Annotated in this window: 15 protein-coding genes and 1 pseudogene; 5 read left to right on the forward strand and 11 right to left on the reverse strand. The window is 72.5% G+C overall.

Annotated elements, in window-relative coordinates; all coding sequences use genetic code 11:
* Window positions 1-230 precede the first annotated feature (230 nt).
* The 7 genes and pseudogenes from QBL21_RS21770 to QBL21_RS21800 form a co-directional block, all read right to left on the reverse strand.
* A complete protein-coding gene (locus tag QBL21_RS21770; protein WP_407563904.1) occupies window positions 231-488 on the reverse strand; it encodes a hypothetical protein in 258 nt (85 codons plus the stop codon).
* Window positions 489-657: 169 nt separating this feature from the next.
* Complete coding sequence (locus QBL21_RS21775) at window positions 658-1,365, reverse strand: HemK2/MTQ2 family protein methyltransferase (RefSeq protein WP_407563905.1); 708 nt, start codon at window positions 1,363-1,365, stop codon at window positions 658-660.
* Window positions 1,366-1,483: 118 nt separating this feature from the next.
* Window positions 1,484-2,317 carry a 2OG-Fe dioxygenase family protein gene (locus QBL21_RS21780; protein ID WP_407563906.1) on the reverse strand — a complete coding sequence of 278 codons (834 nt, stop codon included), beginning with the start codon at window positions 2,315-2,317 and terminating at the stop codon, window positions 1,484-1,486.
* A 222-nt stretch (window positions 2,318-2,539) separates the two neighbouring features.
* Window positions 2,540-2,992: pseudogene (locus QBL21_RS21785) on the reverse strand (helicase-related protein); the annotation flags it as partial.
* Window positions 2,993-3,171: 179 nt separating this feature from the next.
* Window positions 3,172-4,014: a ferritin-like domain-containing protein gene (locus QBL21_RS21790; protein WP_407563907.1), complete on the reverse strand. Its 843-nt coding sequence runs from the start codon at window positions 4,012-4,014 to the stop codon at window positions 3,172-3,174.
* 45 nt (window positions 4,015-4,059) lie between these two features.
* Complete coding sequence (locus QBL21_RS21795) at window positions 4,060-4,638, reverse strand: LysR substrate-binding domain-containing protein (RefSeq protein WP_407563908.1); 579 nt, start codon at window positions 4,636-4,638, stop codon at window positions 4,060-4,062.
* A 36-nt stretch (window positions 4,639-4,674) separates the two neighbouring features.
* The gene (locus QBL21_RS21800; protein WP_407563909.1) at window positions 4,675-4,797 is read right to left on the reverse strand and encodes a hypothetical protein; all 123 of its coding nucleotides are present in this window, start codon (window positions 4,795-4,797) and stop codon (window positions 4,675-4,677) included.
* A 548-nt stretch (window positions 4,798-5,345) separates the two neighbouring features.
* On the opposite strand from QBL21_RS21800, the gene QBL21_RS21805 reads away from it, so the two are divergent.
* Window positions 5,346-6,227 carry an NAD-dependent epimerase/dehydratase family protein gene (locus QBL21_RS21805; RefSeq protein ID WP_407563910.1) on the forward strand — a complete coding sequence of 294 codons (882 nt, stop codon included), beginning with the start codon at window positions 5,346-5,348 and terminating at the stop codon, window positions 6,225-6,227.
* A gap of 98 nt (window positions 6,228-6,325) precedes the next feature.
* Here QBL21_RS21805 and QBL21_RS21810 read toward each other — a convergent pair whose 3' ends face one another.
* The 4 genes from QBL21_RS21810 to QBL21_RS21825 form a co-directional block, all read right to left on the reverse strand.
* A complete protein-coding gene (locus QBL21_RS21810; RefSeq protein WP_407563911.1) occupies window positions 6,326-7,693 on the reverse strand; it encodes a dihydroorotase in 1,368 nt (455 codons plus the stop codon).
* A gap of 40 nt (window positions 7,694-7,733) precedes the next feature.
* Complete coding sequence (locus QBL21_RS21815; protein WP_407563912.1) at window positions 7,734-8,828, reverse strand: mandelate racemase/muconate lactonizing enzyme family protein; 1,095 nt, start codon at window positions 8,826-8,828, stop codon at window positions 7,734-7,736.
* Window positions 8,829-9,100: 272 nt separating this feature from the next.
* Complete coding sequence (locus QBL21_RS21820; protein WP_407563913.1) at window positions 9,101-9,883, reverse strand: SRPBCC family protein; 783 nt, start codon at window positions 9,881-9,883, stop codon at window positions 9,101-9,103.
* 72 nt (window positions 9,884-9,955) lie between these two features.
* Window positions 9,956-10,924 (reverse strand): MBL fold metallo-hydrolase, encoded by a 969-nt coding sequence (locus QBL21_RS21825; RefSeq protein WP_407563914.1) that lies wholly within the window; start codon window positions 10,922-10,924, stop codon window positions 9,956-9,958.
* Window positions 10,925-11,077: 153 nt separating this feature from the next.
* Here QBL21_RS21825 and QBL21_RS21830 point away from each other — a divergent pair, with 153 nt between their 5' ends.
* From QBL21_RS21830 to QBL21_RS21845, 4 genes are all read left to right on the forward strand, one after another.
* Window positions 11,078-12,076, forward strand: coding sequence for an asparaginase (locus tag QBL21_RS21830; protein WP_407563915.1), 999 nt, complete (start codon window positions 11,078-11,080; stop codon window positions 12,074-12,076).
* A gap of 63 nt (window positions 12,077-12,139) precedes the next feature.
* Window positions 12,140-12,679, forward strand: coding sequence for a (2Fe-2S)-binding protein (locus QBL21_RS21835; protein ID WP_407563916.1), 540 nt, complete (start codon window positions 12,140-12,142; stop codon window positions 12,677-12,679).
* Window positions 12,676-13,536, forward strand: a complete 861-nt coding sequence (locus QBL21_RS21840) for an FAD binding domain-containing protein (protein ID WP_407563917.1) — start codon at window positions 12,676-12,678, stop codon at window positions 13,534-13,536. Before QBL21_RS21835 ends, QBL21_RS21840 begins: the two co-directional genes overlap by 4 nt.
* Window positions 13,533-15,815, forward strand: a complete 2,283-nt coding sequence (locus QBL21_RS21845) for a xanthine dehydrogenase family protein molybdopterin-binding subunit (protein ID WP_407563918.1) — start codon at window positions 13,533-13,535, stop codon at window positions 15,813-15,815. Before QBL21_RS21840 ends, QBL21_RS21845 begins: the two co-directional genes overlap by 4 nt.
* Window positions 15,816-15,853 lie beyond the last annotated feature (38 nt).

Genomic DNA, 15,853 nt, shown 5'->3' on the forward strand with positions numbered 1-15,853 from the left:
CGGGCTCTTTCACCGGTTCCACTCCCCAGCTTGGCCTTGTCCGCCATCGCCCGCCACCTGAGGGATCCGGCTGTCGCTACGGGTTTCCCGACCCGCCCCGCGGAAACAGGGGCTTCGGCTCCATGCACCATCCGGCACGGCGCCACCCGCCACACCGGCGGTACGACCCGAGGGCGTGCAGGTCCTGGCGTCGCCCCACGTCCGGCCCCGGCCCCCGGCGTGGGTGCGGGTCAGGTGTTCTTGTCGTCCGGGTCGGGCTTGGGCGCGGCGCGGTTCTCGGCGCCGGTCTCCAGGTAGCCGGGGTCGTCGCCGGCGATGCGGCCCACGTGGGCGTCGTCGGATGTCGTGCCCGTCGTGCTGTGGAGGTCCTCCGTCTCGCCCTCCACCTCGTCCTTCGGCCGGCCGCCCCTGTCCTCCGGGCTGTCCGGACGAATCTCGGCGGTGCCGGCTCGGGGCTCCGCGGAGCCACCACCCAGGCGTTCGCGCATTTTCGACCACCAGGACACGGCGCCTCCTCAATCAGGACGTAAAGGTCGGCAGCGACGGAGTACCCGTCTCCGTCGCCGGCATGTGGCCTCGCGCCGTCAGGGCGGAGCGCGTACGGAGGACGGCGGCTGCACGGCACCGGCCTGCCGGCTGGTGGCATGTGCCTCGTTCTCAGCCGGAGTTGTGGCCGGGGGTCCGGTCGGCGCGGATGACGACGAGTTCTTCTTCCTTCTGGCCCGGCGCGATGAGTCGTTGCTCGGTCAGCCACGCGGCGCGGGCGGCGAGGACGGGGCCGAAGGGCTGTCGGTGCCGGGCTACGACCGAGGCTTTCAGGCCGGCTTCGCCGAGCAGGCGCAGGGTGGTGTGCGGTCCGCACAGGGCGGAGTGGACGAGGAGCATCATGCCGTCGGGGGTGAGCAGGTGGGGTGCCATGGCACAGAGCCTGTCCAGGTACCGGCGGCCGTCGGGGCCGGCGTTCCAGGCCCGGGCGCGCCCGTGCTCCGGGTCCGCGGTGTCGGGGCCGGGGACGTAAGGGGGGTTGGCGGTGACGACGTCGTAGCGGCGGCCGACGGCCCGGCAGGTGCTGAAGTCGCCGTGCTCGACGCGTACCGGCAGCCGGTGCCGCCAGGCGTTCCAGCGTGCGCTGAGGACCGCGCGGTAGCAGGTGTCCACGGCGTGCACGCGGCATGCGCCGAGGCGGGCCGCGGCCATCGCGATCAGGCCGGTTCCGGTGCACACGTCCAGGACGTGGGCCCCGGGGGGCACCGACGCCTTCCGCAGGGCGTCCTGGAGCAGGAAGGAGTCGCCCTGAGGCCGGTACACGCCCCAGACCTTGAGCGGCCGGATGTCCGGGCCGGTGTGCCCTCGGCTGGTTTCCATTTCGGTCACCTCTTCCGTGTCCCCGACGAAGGGCGGTGCTGCCGGGGGCGCGGCTGCGGCCCTGGCCGTGTGACTGCGGGTGCGCGGCATCGCGCCGGTGGCCGGCGCGTGGACGGACTCAGAGCCGGGGGGCGTAGGGCGCCAGCCCGATGATCAGGATGCGTCGTTCGCCGGGTCCGGGGTCGTCGCCGAGGTGTACGGGGGCGACGTAGTGGCTGACCCGGTGGTCGTGGACGGCGTAGCCGTCCAGGGGCTCCGTCAGGGCGAAGCGCGCGTACAGATCGTCCGGCGGGAGGTCGGCCGGCTGCCGGCCGGCGCCTTCGGGGGCGGCGATGACGTTGTCCCCGCCGCGGATGTTGGTGCACCCGATCAGGTGGGCGAAGGTGAAGGTGGCGGCGGAAGCGCCGTCCTGGTGCAGGCAGTCGGGAGAGGACACGGCTCGCTCCCCGGGCTCGTGCACGGCCAGCTTGATCATGTGGACCCCGACGTACAGCGGTGCGTGCTGGAGTTCCTCGTGCCACATGGCCTGGGCGAGATCGGTGTGGATCAGGTGCAGCAGCAGGGGGTTGCCCTGCTGCGCTGCGGGGATGTCGGGCAGCCGGCGCCGCATGTGCGGGTATTCGGGGTTGTGGTCGTCCTGCCAGTACTCGGTCACCGTGCCGTACGCGGCGTCCGGTGCACCGGGTACGAAGGTCAGCCGGCGCGTCCACGGCAGGTACACGGCGTGGGAGTAGCGGCGGGACCGGTTGGTCGACGGCGCGTAGGGGTCGGGCGGAAGCCGGGCGTAGACCTCGTCGATCTCGGCCAGCTCGCCGGCGTAGGCGGCAGGATCCAGGCCCAGGTCCGCGGCGCGGTAGCGGGCGAAGCCGTCCCGCCGCAGGCTGTCGGCGGAGTGACCTGCCGCGGCGGGCGGCGCCGCGGGGTCGCGCAGCACGGTCGGGGGCTCCTTCATGGACTCCTCCTGTGCCGCCGGTGGATCGGTTGGCCCGACGGGTAGCGCACCTGGTCAGCGCCTTCTCAGGCTGTCACGGGGCCGGAGGGCCCGCCGTCGCTGATCCGCCGTTGAGGTGAACCGGCCACGGCCCGCGGGCCACGGTGCCCGGCGTGGGCTTCGAGCCCGGCCGATGCCGCCCGGCCGCCTTCGCAGGTGCGGCAGCCGGGCTGTGTTGCAGCGTTACGCGGCCGCCCTGCGGGGCGTCGTCTTCTCCGGGAAGCGGGTGCGGAGGGACGAGGCGCGCTGGGTCAGGGCGGTGTTGCCGCGTCGGTTGTTGCGGCCTCCGGTGCTCTTGCGCTTGACGGGCCGCACGGCGGGTGCGGTGGGGGTGACGGGGACACCGGAGGGGGTGCGGGCGCCGGTGATGCGGGCGAGTTCCGTGCTGCCGGGCTGGACGTGGGCGACGTGTGCGGTGATGCCCGCGGTGGTGGTCAGGCGGGTCATCTCGCGGCGCTGCTCGGGCAGGACGAGGGTCACGACGCTGCCCGACCCGCCGGCGCGGGCGGTGCGGCCGCTGCGGTGGAGGTAGTCCTTGTGGTCGGCGGGCGGGTCGACGTTGACGACCAGGTCGAGGTCGTCGATGTGGATACCGCGGGCGGCGACGTTGGTGGCGACCAGCGCGGTGACGTCTCCGCCCCCGCGGGCGGATCCGGCATGGCGCGAAAGGTAGCGGTACGGGCGCCGCTTGGGGCGGAGCCGACCGGCGCGGAAAACCCCGGCAACTGCCCGGCTCGGCCCGCATCCGCTCGTCGGGCTCGACAGGGGCGAGGTGGGCGACGCCGGGAAGATCGCGGGCATGGGCCACAGGGCGCTCACCCGGGGGCGGGGCGACCCTTCCGCCGGGGTCCGGCAGCGGGCGTCCGGGCCCCTGTCCCGAACCTCGCCACGCCACGCTCGACCAGGGTGAGCCCTGCCATGCCCGGCAGCTTGGCGACCTTCTCGTCGATCTGCCGGATCGCCTTGGCGCCCGCTTCGTCGCCGAGCAGATGGCGCAGGACGAAGCGGGTCTCCTCCTCGGGCTCGATCGTGGAACCGACGGGGGCCCAGAACCGCTGGGTCGTCCAGCGGGTGAGAGCCCTGGCCCGCCTGGAACGGGCGAGGCGGTCCCGCGCCTGACTGGCGTAGAAGGCCAGGTGCCGCGTCTCCTGCTGCTGGATCCTGGACAGCAGTTTGGTGAGTTCCGGATGCCCCTCCTTCTCGATGAGGCTCCCGTAGGCCGCATGGGCGGACCACTCGTTGATCGCCCCCCATGTCATGTGCACCGCGACGAAGTCCTCGCCGATCGTGTTCGCGGCGACAGACTGTAGGACGGGCGAGATGCGGTCCTTCAGACCCTGGGCCGCGCGGACGGAACGGATGTGCTCGTAGTCCGCCTTGAGCCCGTGCAGCCGGAGCACTTCGTCGATGGCCTCGCCGTGCCAGAACTCCTCGAACGCCCACATGGACATGAAGGCCGTCACGTCGGGGTCCCGGTGTGACGGCGTGACCAGCACGTCGCGCAGATAGCAGACGGTGTGGCTCTCCACATCCGACATGTAGCGGAGGCAGCGCAGCGTCGCGGCAGACAGCGGATGCCGTACGAACGCGTCGAGGTCCAGGTCGTCGACCTGCACCCGGCCCGCGGAGTTGATGTATCCAGCGATGTTGAACGTCATGCTCTCGCCACCCTATTTACGTATCTCTATACGTACATCGCTACCCTAACACCGTGGCCGCCCCACCTCCGGACCGCCCCAGGGCTGACGCAGCAGCCGGACGACCGCCGCGACGGCGGGGCGCCGCCGGCTGGTGCGCCGCAGGACGGCGAGCACGCCTTCGCACTCGTCGGAGATATCGAGGCGCTTCAGCACCACCGGCGGCAGGTGCCGGCCCAGTTCCTCAATGACGGGCATGACCGCGATGCCGTGCCCGAGACTCACCAGCGTGGTGATGACGGCGTACTCGGTGCTGCGGTGCACGACGTCCGGCTCGAAACCCGCCCCCTTGCACAGTGCCGAGACGACGTGCGTGAAGGTCTCGCCCGCCACCCAGCGCTCCGCGCGCAACTCTGGGACACCGATCGGGTCGGCGCGCCCGCACAGCGCGTGGTCCGGTGGCAGCAGCAGGGACCAGGGGTCGGTGAAGAGCCGCTCGACGTGCAGCGTGCCGGAAGGCTGCGGTGGATCACGGTGAACGCGGTCTGCCCCTGTCGCCGGATCACGACGCCGACTTCGTCGACGACGAGTGGACGGGCGCTGCACGTCGAGCAGGTACGCGAGTTGGGGATGCGCTCGGTGCACGACTCCGGGGGCCGGGCGGTCGAGGCGGTCGGGCTGTCAGGGCTCCGCGCCGCGCTGGAACGCGAGCAGGACGTCTCCGTGGTGGTGCTGACGCGGCTGGCCGTGACCTACGACGCCCTCGACGAGACCGAGATACGGGAGATCGTGGATGCCGGCCACGCGCGGGGGGCGTACGTCGTCGTCGACGACGCGGGCGGCGCCCGGGTCGGGCCGGCCGTCCTCGGCCAGCCGCGCACGCTGGGGCTGGGCGTGGACCTGGGAGCCACGGGGCTGGACAAGTACGGCGTCATGGGGCCCCGTGTCGGGCTGCTAGGCGGCCGGTCCGACCTGGTGGCGGCCGCCCGCGCGCGGGCCTTCGAGTTGGGCAGCGAGTGCCGGCCCGTGCTGTACCCGGCGGTGGCGGAGACGCTGCGCGGCTATCGCGACGAGCGCATCCGCGAACTCGTGTCATGCACGACCGAAGTGGGCGACGCGCTCCGTGCCCGGCTGGGGCCGATCGTGGAGCGTACGCCCTTCATCTGCAAGCTGATCGGCGAGCCGATTCTGGCCGAACTGGCCCGCCGGTCGGGCGGCGACGACATCCCGCTCATGCCGATCGAGGCTCGGGCCCACTCGGGGCGATCCCTCGCCCATTTATGTATCTGCATAAGTACAGTGATACATTCGGCTTGTTCGAGCACGGACATACAGACACCGAGGAGCAGCAGATGCGGGTACTGGTTGCCGGCGCCACCGGAGCAATCGGGCGGCCCCTCACCCGCGAGCTGGTCAACGCCGGGCACGAGGTGCTGGGACTGGCCCGCAGCCAGGGCTCCGCCGTCAGGGTCGAGGAGACGGGCGGCCGGCCCGTGCGCGCGGACGCCATGGACCGCGACGGTCTGCTGGAGGCGGTGAAAGGACTGAACGCAGACGCGGTGATCCACCAGATGACCGCGCTCGCCAGGCCGAAGCGCACGCTGAACGCGGACGATCCGAGCACCGCGCTCCGGGTCACCGGTACCGCCAACCTCCTGGAGGCCGCCGCAGAACTCGGTGCCCGGCGGTTCCTCACCCAGTCGATGGTCACGGGTTACGGCTATCGCGACCACGGCGACCATGTGCTCACCGAGGATGACCCGTTCGCCCGCTGCACGGGCAGTGTCGCCGACCACGTCATCAAAGGGCTTATGGCCACCGAGGCGCAGGCGCTCGGCGCGGGCGGGATCGCCTTGCGCTACGGCGTGCTGTACGGCCCCGGCACCTGGTTCGACGCCTCCGGCCGGAAGGCCAGAGCGCTGCCGGTGCCCACCGACGGCGGTGGCGTCATGTCCTGGATCCACGTCGAGGACGCCGCCACGGCCACCGTCGCCGCCCTGGAACGCGGTGGTCCCTCGGAGGCGTACAACATCGTCGGCGACACGCCGGCGACGTGGGGCCACGTCGCCTCCGTCACCGCGGCCACGCGCGGCAGGCGGCCGACCCGGATGCCCGGCCGGCTGCTCCGCCTAGCCGTGCCCTACCTGGGCGCGCTCATGATCGACACCACCCTCCGAGCCTCCAACGAGAAGGCCACACGCGAGCTGGGCTGGCAGCGCAAGCACAACGTCTGAGCGACGCAGGCACCGCATCGGATCCGGACGGTATCCACGTGCGATTCGCCCCCGGAAGCCGCTACGTCTCCCGGGGGCGAAGTCTTTCGGCGCCGGCGTCAGCCGTGCGGGCCACCAGGTGACCCTGCGCCGCGCAGGAAACGTCCCGCACGGTCGTGCGGGACCCGCCGGTCCCCGTAGATCCGCTGCCCCCGCAGGTAGGTCACCACGACACGGCCGGTCATCGGGCGGCCGTGGAAGGGGGTCCAGCCGGCCTTGGACAGCACGTCGCCGTCGGTGAGGGTCCAGCGCTCCTCGGGGTCCACGAGTGCGAGGTCGGCATCGGAACCGACGGCGAGCGCACCCTTCGCGGGCCACAGGCCGTACGTCTTGGCGGGGGTCTCGGCGTAGAGACGGGTGATGTCCTCGTACGCCAACTCGCCGCGCGCCGCGGCGTCGAGGAGCACGGTCATCGTGCTGTCGAGGCCGGGGAGGCCGAAGTGCACATCCCAGATGCCGCCGGCCCGCTTCTGTTCGGCGGTCGCGGGGGCGTGGTCGGAGGAGATGTGCGTCAGCCCGCCGTCGCGCAGCAACCGCCACAGCGCGGCCTCGTCGGCGTTGTGCCGGGCCCGGGCGGGCGGGGTGAACTTGCGGAACGCCCCGTGCCGGAGCACCTCGTGCTCCCGCAGCAGCAGGTACTGCGGGCACGTCTCCGCCGCGATCGCCGCACCGCGGGCACGCTCCCGCGCCAGGTACTCCGCCACCTCGGGATGGCTGACATGGGCCACCGTGGCCCGGGCGCCGGCCCGCCGGACCAGCAGGGCGGCGACGGCGGCGGCGACCACCTCGGCGTCCCGCGTCCGCCACTCCGGCAGCAGCCCCCCATCCGTACGCCCCTCGGCGCGCAGCACCTCTTCCGCGGCCTGCGTCAACGACTCGTCCTCGCAGTGCAGGAGGCTGACCGCGCCCGCCGCCGCGGTGGCCCGCAGGTGGGCGAGCAGGCCGGCCGCGGTGTGTCCCGGGATGCCGTGGGTGGTGCAGGTGAAGACCTTGAAGAAGGCGGCACCCGCCCGCCACAGGTCGGCGACGGCGGCGGTGTCCCCCGGCCAGGCGTGCGCGGCCAGGGCGAAGTCCACGTATGCGCGCCCGGTGAGGTGGCGGACCTTCTGCCGCAGCTCCTGCGGAGTGCGGACGGGCCTGCCGTGGGAATGCTCGATGATCGTAGTGACCCCGGACGCGGCGGCTGCGCGGGTGCCGTACGGGAAGTCCTCCCGGTCGGTGTCGCCGGGGTCCATGAGGTGGACGTGGGTGTCGACGCCGCCGGGCAGCACGAGCAGTCCGTCGGCCTCTACGGTCTCCCGCGCGGTTCCGCGGGACGGCGAGCCGAGGGCGGCGATCACGCCGTCGCGTACGGCGACGTCGGCGCGGCGGCGCCCCGTGGGCGTCACGACCGTGCCGCCGTTGATCAGCAGGTCGAAGTCGGGCACGTGCGGTCACTCCTTTCAGGGGTCGGCGGAGGGCCGGGGTTCACACCCGGTAGCGCGCGACCGCGTCTTCGTCGAGGCTGATACCGAAGCCCGGCCGGTCGCCGAGAACGAGGCAGCCGTCGTCGAAAGCCGGGGGCAGGGCCATGATCGGCTGCCACCACGGCTGGTACTCCTGCCAGACGGCGTTGGGCGCGGCGCAGGCCAGGTGTGCCGAGTGCTCCATGAAGAGGTGCGGCGTCACGGCCACCTCGAAGCCCTCGCAGATCCGCGCGGCCTTCATCCACTCGGTGACCCCGCCCATGCGCATGAGATCCGGCATGAGGTAGTCGGCCGCGCGGCGCCGGGCCAGGGTCAGCAGCTCGTCCTTGAAGTAGTTGGACTCGCCGGTGCACAGCGGGATGCTCATGGCGGAGGCCGCGGCGGCGTAGTCGTCGACGCGGGTGTGCGGCATGGGCTCCTCCAGCCAGTACAGGTCGTACTGCTCGAACCGCGCGGCCATGCGCAGGGTCTGCTTGAGGTCCCATGCCTGGTTGGCATCGACCATCAGCTTGACGTCGGGGCCGATGGCCTTGCGTACGGCCGCCACCCGCGCGATGTCCTCGGCGTGGTCGGGCAGTCCCGCCCGCATCTTCACCGCGCGGAACCCTTCCTCCACCAGGCCCCACGCCTCCTCCACCAGTTCTTCGCGAGACCGGTCCAGCCACAGGCCCTGGCTGGCGTAGGTCTCCACGCGGTCGCGGTGGCCGCCAAGCAGCTTGTACACGGGCAGCCCCGCCTCCTTGCCGGTGATGTCCCAGCAGGCGGTGTCGATGGCGGACATGGCCAGGGCGGCGAGGCCGCGCCGGCCGACGAACCCGACGGCGCCGGACATCCGCGCCCACAGTGCCTCCGGCATTGTGGCGTCTGCGCCCTGCGCCAGCTCGGCGAGGTCGTCGACGAGTTGCAGCAGCGCGGCGACCCGGCCGCGGCCGAAGGCGAAGCTCCAGGCGACGCCCTGGTGGCCGTCACGGGTGCGGACACGGACGAGCGCGGTGTCGATGGCGGGGATCGGGAACGCGGCGGTGACCAGCGGCTTCTTGAGGGGGATGGTCAGGAAGTCGGTGTCGATGCCGATGATTTCGGTGCCGGTGCTCATGGGAGTCCCTGGTTTCGGTGGTCGCGGTGGTCGCGTGGTCGCGGTGGGGACGGTGGGCGCGGTGGGGACGGTGGGCGCAGGTGGTGGAGGTGGTGGAGGTGCCGCGGCGGGTACGGCTGCGGGGCGGTTGCGGCCGGCGCTGTTACCGGCGGCGTGGACCGTGCCGTTGGTCCGTGGCGTCCGCGGGTCTACGGGCCCCGGGGCGGCGGTGGACGTGGCCGGGGGGAGCCAGCCACGTCCGGCCGTCCGCGCGGGCCCGGCTAACCGCGGCCTCACCGGGCCGTGCGGGTCAGCAGACGCCGTACGAGGCGAGCCGACCCCACGAACACGCCGCGCAGCGACGTCCCCAGGACGCGCAGCACGGAGCCGCCCGCGAGGCCGAGTACCTGCACGGTGTCCGGTGAGGTGCGCCGCGCCGCAGTGGTCCGGGCGGCGGGCGCGGCCCGGGCGGACAGGTCGGAGGCCGGCCTCGTCGACGAGTGTGGCGACCCGGCGAGCACCGCCGACCCCGCGGACCCGGGGGTCGGCGGTGCGCCGGCCGGCAAGTCATCGCCGTCGAGCTCCGCATTCCGCTCGACCGGCAGCCGGTGCACGGACGCGGACCGCTCCTCGTGGAGCTGCTCGGCGAGCGCCGCGGCGAACTGCCCGATGATCCGGCCACCGACATCGGCCATGACTCCGCGGCCGAGCTGGGCGGGTCGTCCGGTCACGTCGAGTTCCGTGAGCACGTCCACTCCGGTCTCGGCTCCGTCGGCCGCGGCGGACAGGACCATGGTGACGGTCGCGGTGGCGGTGCCGTTGCCGCGGCTGTCTCTGCCCCTGGCCTTGATGACGGCCGTGTGCGTGCTCTCGTCCCTGGAGACGATCTCGGCCGTTCCCTTGTAGGTGAGCCCGACCGGGCCCACTTTCACCTTCACCCGCCCGCCGAAGGTGTCCCCCTCGACCGAGTCCAGTGAAGCGCCCGGCATGCACGGGGCGATGCGCTCGACGTCGAGAAGCACCTTCCATGCCTCGTCGGCGGCGATCGGAACGGCGAAGTGGTGCTGCATCTGCATGGTTACCTCCTCGGTACGACGGCCGCGGGTGGCCCCGGTCGACGGGAATGAGGGACGAAGGGGCCGTGTGGTTCAGCCGCGCTGCACACCCGCTCCGACGGGACTGGTCGCCTCCAGCCAGCGGTAGGTGAGCAGGACGTTCAGCTCGTGGTTGGAGCGCATCAGCTTGGCGAAGCGCTCGGGCTCGCCCGGCTCGGGCTCGGCGACGACCGTCGCCAGGTCGAGCGGGTCCGTCAGCGGCAGATCCGTCATGGTCGTCCGCAGGTCCATACCGCCGGCCCGCCGTTCGGCCACGTCGAGGCCGATCTTCTCGACGTAGTTGAGCATGTACGTGATGGCCGCGTCGGCGTCGGTGAGCGGCCCGTGGCCGGGTACGAGGGTCTCGGGGGCCAGGGTCGCCCTGAGGGACCGCAGGGAGCGGGCGTAGCCGACGGGATCGCCGGCCAGCAGCATCGGCGGAATGCCGGGGTGGCGCAGGAAGTTGCCGACCCAGGCGACCTTGGCGTCCGGCACGTACACGATCGTGTCGCCCGAGCCGTTGCCCGGCCCGAAGTGCCAGAGTTGTACCTCGCGCCCGCCCAGGTCTATCTCGCAGTAGCGGTCGAAGACGAGGTCCGGCGTGCGCCAGGCCGTGACGCTCTCGAAGCCCGGGTCGCCGTACATGCTCTCCGAGCGGTACTCCTTCTCTTCCTCCAGGTCCGTCATGGACGCCTTGTTCAGCCGCGAGGAGATGACCGTGACGGAGTCTCCGAAGGCGACGTTGCCGAAGGTGTGGTCACCGTGGAAGGTCGTGTTGGCCAGGTAGAGGATTGGCCGGTCGGTGATCGAGGAGACGATCTCCTGGATGTAGCGGCCCACGTCGGGGGTGATTCCGGAGTCGATCACCAGGGCCGCCTTGTCGCCGATGACGAGGCCGTTGTTGTCCTTCGGCAACTTGTTCGCCATCAGGCCGTACACGCCCTCGGCGAGTTCGTTCGGGATGAGCTGTAGCCCCTTGGGGCTGAGGTTGGGGGCCATGAAGCCCTCCTGCCGCTCGCTCATCTCGGGGATCACCGGAAGGGGCCAGCACACCATGCGCATGTCCTCTCGCTCTTCGCGTCTGGTTTTACAGTATCAATATAGGTATCCTGATACGTAAAAGCTAGTCCAGCCGGATCCGAACCCGGGAGCCGGAGAGCCGAGGGAGTCGCGCAGATGGGTACAGAGCCGGTGCGAGTGCACGTGCTCGCCGTCGGGGGCACGATCGCCATGACGCCACGCGCCGCAGGTCACGGGGTGTCCCCCAGCCTCGGCGCAGACGAACTGCTGGCGGCGCTGCACGCCGAGCCTGCGGGGGCGCACGTGTCGAGCAGCAGCTTCCGCCGGCTGCCCGGCGCCCACCTCACGCTGGACGACGTGGTGAGCCTGCACGCCAAGGTCGCCGAGCTAGCCAACCGGGGCTGCGGCGGCGTCGTCATCACCCAGGGCACCGACACCCTGGAGGAGACCTCCTTCGCCCTCGACCTGCTCGGCGATGCCGCAGTCCCCGTCGTGTTCACCGGCGCCATGCGCCACCCCGGCCAGCCGGGTGCCGACGGGCCGGCGAACCTGCTGGACGCCATCCGCCTCGCGGCAAGCGACGCCGCCGTGGGCCTCGGCGTCACGGTGGTGATGAACGGCGAGGTGCACAGCGCCCGCTACGTGCAGAAGCGGCACACAACGCAGCTTTCCGCGTTTGCCTCCCCCGGCCTCGGCCCTCTCGGCTGGGTGGCCGAGGGGCGTATCCGCATCCCGCTTCGCCCTGCCCGGCTGCCGGCACTCCCCCTCCCCGTCCCCGTCAGGCCCGCGCCGGTCGCCCTCTTCACTGCCACCCTCGGCGACGACATCCGGCTGCTGCCCCTCCTGCCGGAGCTCGGCTACGAAGGGGCGGTGCTGGCCGGCTTCGGCGCCGGGCACCTGCCCGCCTGGGCGGTCACCGACGCCGAGGCGCTGGCCGCCCGGATGCCCGTCGTCCTCGCCTCCCGTACCGGCGCGGGCGAGCTGTACCGGGACACGTACGACTTCCCCGGCTCCGAGCGTGATCTGCTGGCCCGCGGACTGATCGGCGCCGGCGCGGTCTCCCCGCTCAAGGCCCGGATGCTGCTGTCACTCGCTCTGGGCGCCGGATTGACGCGGGACGCCGTGTCCCTCGCGTACGACGCACTCTCCGCCTGAACGATCCGCACGACCCGAACCGCCCGGCGCCGCGCACCGCCGGCCCGTCCCTGGAGGCAGACGATGAACCAGCCCGCCACCTGGCTCCCGCCGCTCGACCCCGTGACCGTCGAACTCAACGTGAACGACAGCCGCGTCACCTGCACCGTCGAACCCCGCCACACCCTCGCCGACGCGCTCCGCGACGCCGGCCTGACCGGCACGCACCTGGGCTGCGAGCACGGCGTCTGCGGAGCCTGCACCGTCCTGCTCGACGGCCTGCCGGTGCGCGCATGCCTCGTCCTGGCCGTTCAGGCGCAGAGCAGCCGTATCCAGACGGTCGAAGGGCTGGCCGACCACCCTGAGCCGGACGGAGGGGACGAGCGGCACGTACGGCTTTCCGACGTGCAGCGGGCGTTCCGCGACGGCGGCGCGCTCCAGTGCGGCTTCTGCACCCCCGGCTTCCTCATGCTGGCCCACGGCCTGCTCGACGACGAGCCGAACGCCTCTGCGGAGCGGGTGACCGAGGTGCTGTCCTCGAACATCTGCCGCTGCACCGGCGGCGTCCCGATCGTCGCGGCGGTGCGGGCCGCCCAGCGCGCCAGGAAGGAGGCCGGAGCATGAAGCCGCCGCCGTTCGCCTACGCCCGCGCCACCGGAGTCCCGGAGGCGCTCGACCTGCTGCACGAGGGCGGGGAGGACGCCAAGCTCCTCGCGGGCGGGCAGAGCCTGATCCCGCTCATGGCCTACCGGCTGGCCCGACCCAGCCACCTCGTCGACGTGGGCCGCATCACCACCCACCGGTACGTCCGCGGGAACGGCGGCGGCCTGCGCGTCGGTGCACTGGTCCGGCACCTGGAGCTGGAGCGCGCCACCGGACTGACCGGCGCCTGGCTGGCGCTCCGCGAGGCCGCCGCGTCCATCGGTCACCACCCCATCCGCGTACGCGGCACCTGCGGAGGCAGCCTCGCCCACGCCGACCCATCCGCCGAGCTGCCGGTCGTCGCCGCCGCGCTCGACGCGGAGTTCACCCTCCAGTCCGTCGACGGCACGCGGACCGTGCCGGCCTCCGACTTCTTCCTCGCCCCCTTCATCACCGCGCTCGAACCCGAGGAGATGCTCGTCGAGGTTGGCTTCCCCGCCCCGCCGCCCGGACTGCGCAGCGTCTTCGAGGAGTTCCAAGTCCACAGCGGCGACTTCGCCATGGCCTCGGCAGCCGTCGCGGTCGCCGTCGGTGGCGACGGGCGTGCCACGGACGTGCGCATCGCCCTCGGCAGCGTCGGGCCCGTACCCGTGCGCGCCCGCGAGGCGGAGGCGGCACTGACCGGAGAACTGCTGACCGACCCGGCATGCGGCGAGGCCGCCCGGCTGGCCGCGACCGCGGCCGAACCCGGGGCGGATCCCGAAGCCGGCGTCTTCCGGCGCGAACTCGTCCAAGCGCTCGTGAAGCGCGCTCTCGGCCGGCTGAAGGAGACATCGTGAACCGACGAGCCCCGTCCATCGGCACCTCCGTACCGCGGCGCGGCGTCGACGACCTGCTGACCGGCCGCGCCCGATACTCCGCCGACATCGACCGCGAGAACCAGCTCCACGCCCGCGTCGTGCGCAGCCCGCTCGCACACGGCCGGATCACGGAACTGGACGCCACCGAGGCGCTTGCCATGCCGGGGGTGCTGGCCGTCTACACCTCCAAAGACCTGCCGGACGTCCGTATCCCCGTCCGGCTGCCGTTCGCCGAGACAGCCGAGACGGGCCCGCTGTTGCAACCCCCGCTGGCCCGCGGCACTGTGCGCTACGTCGGCGAGCCCGTCGCAATCGTCGTCGCCGAGGACCCGTACGTCGCCGAAGACGCCGCCGAGATGGTGGACGTGGACATCGACGACCTCGACGTGGCCGCCACCATGGCCGTCGCCCTCGCCGAAGGCGCCCCGCGACTGCACGAGTCGAGCACCGACAACACCGTCAGCACCGTCTCCCTCCGGCACGGCGACGTGGACGCCGCCTTCGCCCGTGCCGACGTGGTCGTCCGGGAGCGGCTGACCATGCACCGTCACACCGCCGTCCCCATGGAGACCCGCGGCCTGCTGGCCGAGTACGACGCGGACGAGGGCCGGCTCACCCTGTGGGGCGGGGCCAAGGTCAAGCACTTCACCCGGCAGGCCCTCGGCACCATGCTCGGCCTCGATCCCGAGCGGATCCGGGTCGTCGAGGTGCACGTCGGCGGTGGCTTCGGCGTACGCGGCGAGCCCTACCCGGAGGACTTCCTCGTGCCCTTCGCCGCCATGCGGCTGGGCCGGCCCGTGAAGTGGACCGAAGACCGGGCCGAGCACTTCGTGGCGACCAACCACGCCCGCGAGCAGGAGCACGACCTGGAGATCGCCGCCACCGCCGACGGCCGGCTGCTCGCCTTCCGCGACCGGGCGACGTGCGACCAGGGCGCTTACGTGCGCTCCCAGGGGATCCTCCCCGAGTTGCTGCCCGCCCTCCACGTCGCGGGCCCGTACCGCTGGGAGGCGTACGCGGTCGACTCCACCGGCGTGATGACAAACCGCACGCCCACCGGGACGTACCGCGGCCCCGGCATGACCGAGGCGACGTTCGCCCGCGAGCGCGCGCTCGACCTGCTCGCCGCGCGGCTGGACCTCGACCCGGCCGAGTTGCGCCGGCGCAACCTGATCCCGGCCGAGGCGGTACCCTTCGCCTTCGACCCGCCGCAGCAGCCCGGTGTGCCTCCCGTGCGCTACGAAAGCGGCGACTTCCCCGCCTCGTTCGAAACGCTCCTCGGCCGCACCGACTACGAGGCACTCACGCGCGAGCGGGAGCGGCTGCGGCAGCGGGGGGAGCTGGCCGGGGTCGGCCTCGCGCCGTACGTGGAGATCGGTGGCGTCGGGCCCTTCGAGGACGCGATCATCGAGGCCGGCGACGACGGCACGTTCACCGTGCGGACCGGCGTCTCCTCACTCGGCCAGGGCGTGGAGACCGCCCTCGCCCAGATCGCCGCGGACGCGCTGTCCGTGCCCATCGAGGACGTGACCGTCGACTTCTCCGACACCACGGCCGTCCCCATGGGCTTCGGGGCGTTCGCCAGCCGCTCGACGCTGCTGGCGGGCAACGCCATCGTGCTCGCGGCACAGGACCTGCTCGCCAAGGCCGCGGAGGCGGTGGGCGGAGAACCCGGTGAGGTGCGCTTCGACCGGGGCACCGTCCTCGGGGCGGCCGGCTCGACGTGCCCCGCCGGGAAGCTCCCGGCGGGGCGCGGCCGGTTCGACAAGCCGCACCCCAGCTTCTCCTTCGGGACCGCCCTCTCGCTCGTCACCGTCGACGCCGCGACCGGCACCGTCCGCGTTCTCCGGCACGCCGTCCTGCACGACGTCGGACGGGCGGTCAACCCGGAACTGGTGCGCGGCCAGATCGCGGGCGCGGCCTCCCAGGGGATCGGCGGCACGCTGTTGGAGGAACTGGTCTACGACGAGCACGGCCAGCCGCTCTCCACGTCGTTCGGCGACTACCTCATGCCGACCGCCGCGGAGTTGCCGGAGATCGACGTGATCGTCGTCGAGCATCCGACACCCACCAATCCCCTGGGCCTCAAGGGCGCCGGCGAGTCCGGCATGGTGGGCACCCCGGCGGCCGTCGCCAACGCCGTCGCCGACGCCCTCGGCCCGGCCGCCGGCCCGGTGACGCGGCTCCCGCTCACCCCGGGCAACGTACGGAAGCTGCTGCGCGAAGACGTGTCACCGCAGGCCACTACAGTCCACTGATGACTATCGTCATCAGTTTCTCCCGACCCATCCGCAAG

It is taken from the genome of Streptomyces sp. 184, assembly GCF_045781775.1.
Taxonomy (GTDB): Bacteria; Actinomycetota; Actinomycetes; order Streptomycetales; family Streptomycetaceae; genus Streptomyces.

Bases quoted from the DNA above. Each gene is read 5' to 3' on its own strand.
- QBL21_RS21770 (WP_407563904.1), bottom strand. From the start codon at position 488: ATGCGCGAACGCCTGGGTGGTGGCTCCGCGGAGCCCCGAGCCGGCACC.
- QBL21_RS21775 (WP_407563905.1), bottom strand. From the start codon at position 1,365: ATGGAAACCAGCCGAGGGCACACCGGCCCGGACATCCGGCCGCTCAAG.
- QBL21_RS21780 (WP_407563906.1), bottom strand. From the start codon at position 2,317: ATGAAGGAGCCCCCGACCGTGCTGCGCGACCCCGCGGCGCCGCCCGCC.
- QBL21_RS21790 (WP_407563907.1), bottom strand. From the start codon at position 4,014: ATGACGTTCAACATCGCTGGATACATCAACTCCGCGGGCCGGGTGCAG.
- QBL21_RS21805 (WP_407563910.1), top strand. From the start codon at position 5,346: ATGCGGGTACTGGTTGCCGGCGCCACCGGAGCAATCGGGCGGCCCCTC.
- QBL21_RS21815 (WP_407563912.1), bottom strand. From the start codon at position 8,828: ATGAGCACCGGCACCGAAATCATCGGCATCGACACCGACTTCCTGACC.
- QBL21_RS21820 (WP_407563913.1), bottom strand. From the start codon at position 9,883: ATGCAGATGCAGCACCACTTCGCCGTTCCGATCGCCGCCGACGAGGCA.
- QBL21_RS21825 (WP_407563914.1), bottom strand. From the start codon at position 10,924: ATGAGCGAGCGGCAGGAGGGCTTCATGGCCCCCAACCTCAGCCCCAAG.
- QBL21_RS21830 (WP_407563915.1), top strand. From the start codon at position 11,078: ATGGGTACAGAGCCGGTGCGAGTGCACGTGCTCGCCGTCGGGGGCACG.
- QBL21_RS21835 (WP_407563916.1), top strand. From the start codon at position 12,140: ATGAACCAGCCCGCCACCTGGCTCCCGCCGCTCGACCCCGTGACCGTC.
- QBL21_RS21840 (WP_407563917.1), top strand. From the start codon at position 12,676: ATGAAGCCGCCGCCGTTCGCCTACGCCCGCGCCACCGGAGTCCCGGAG.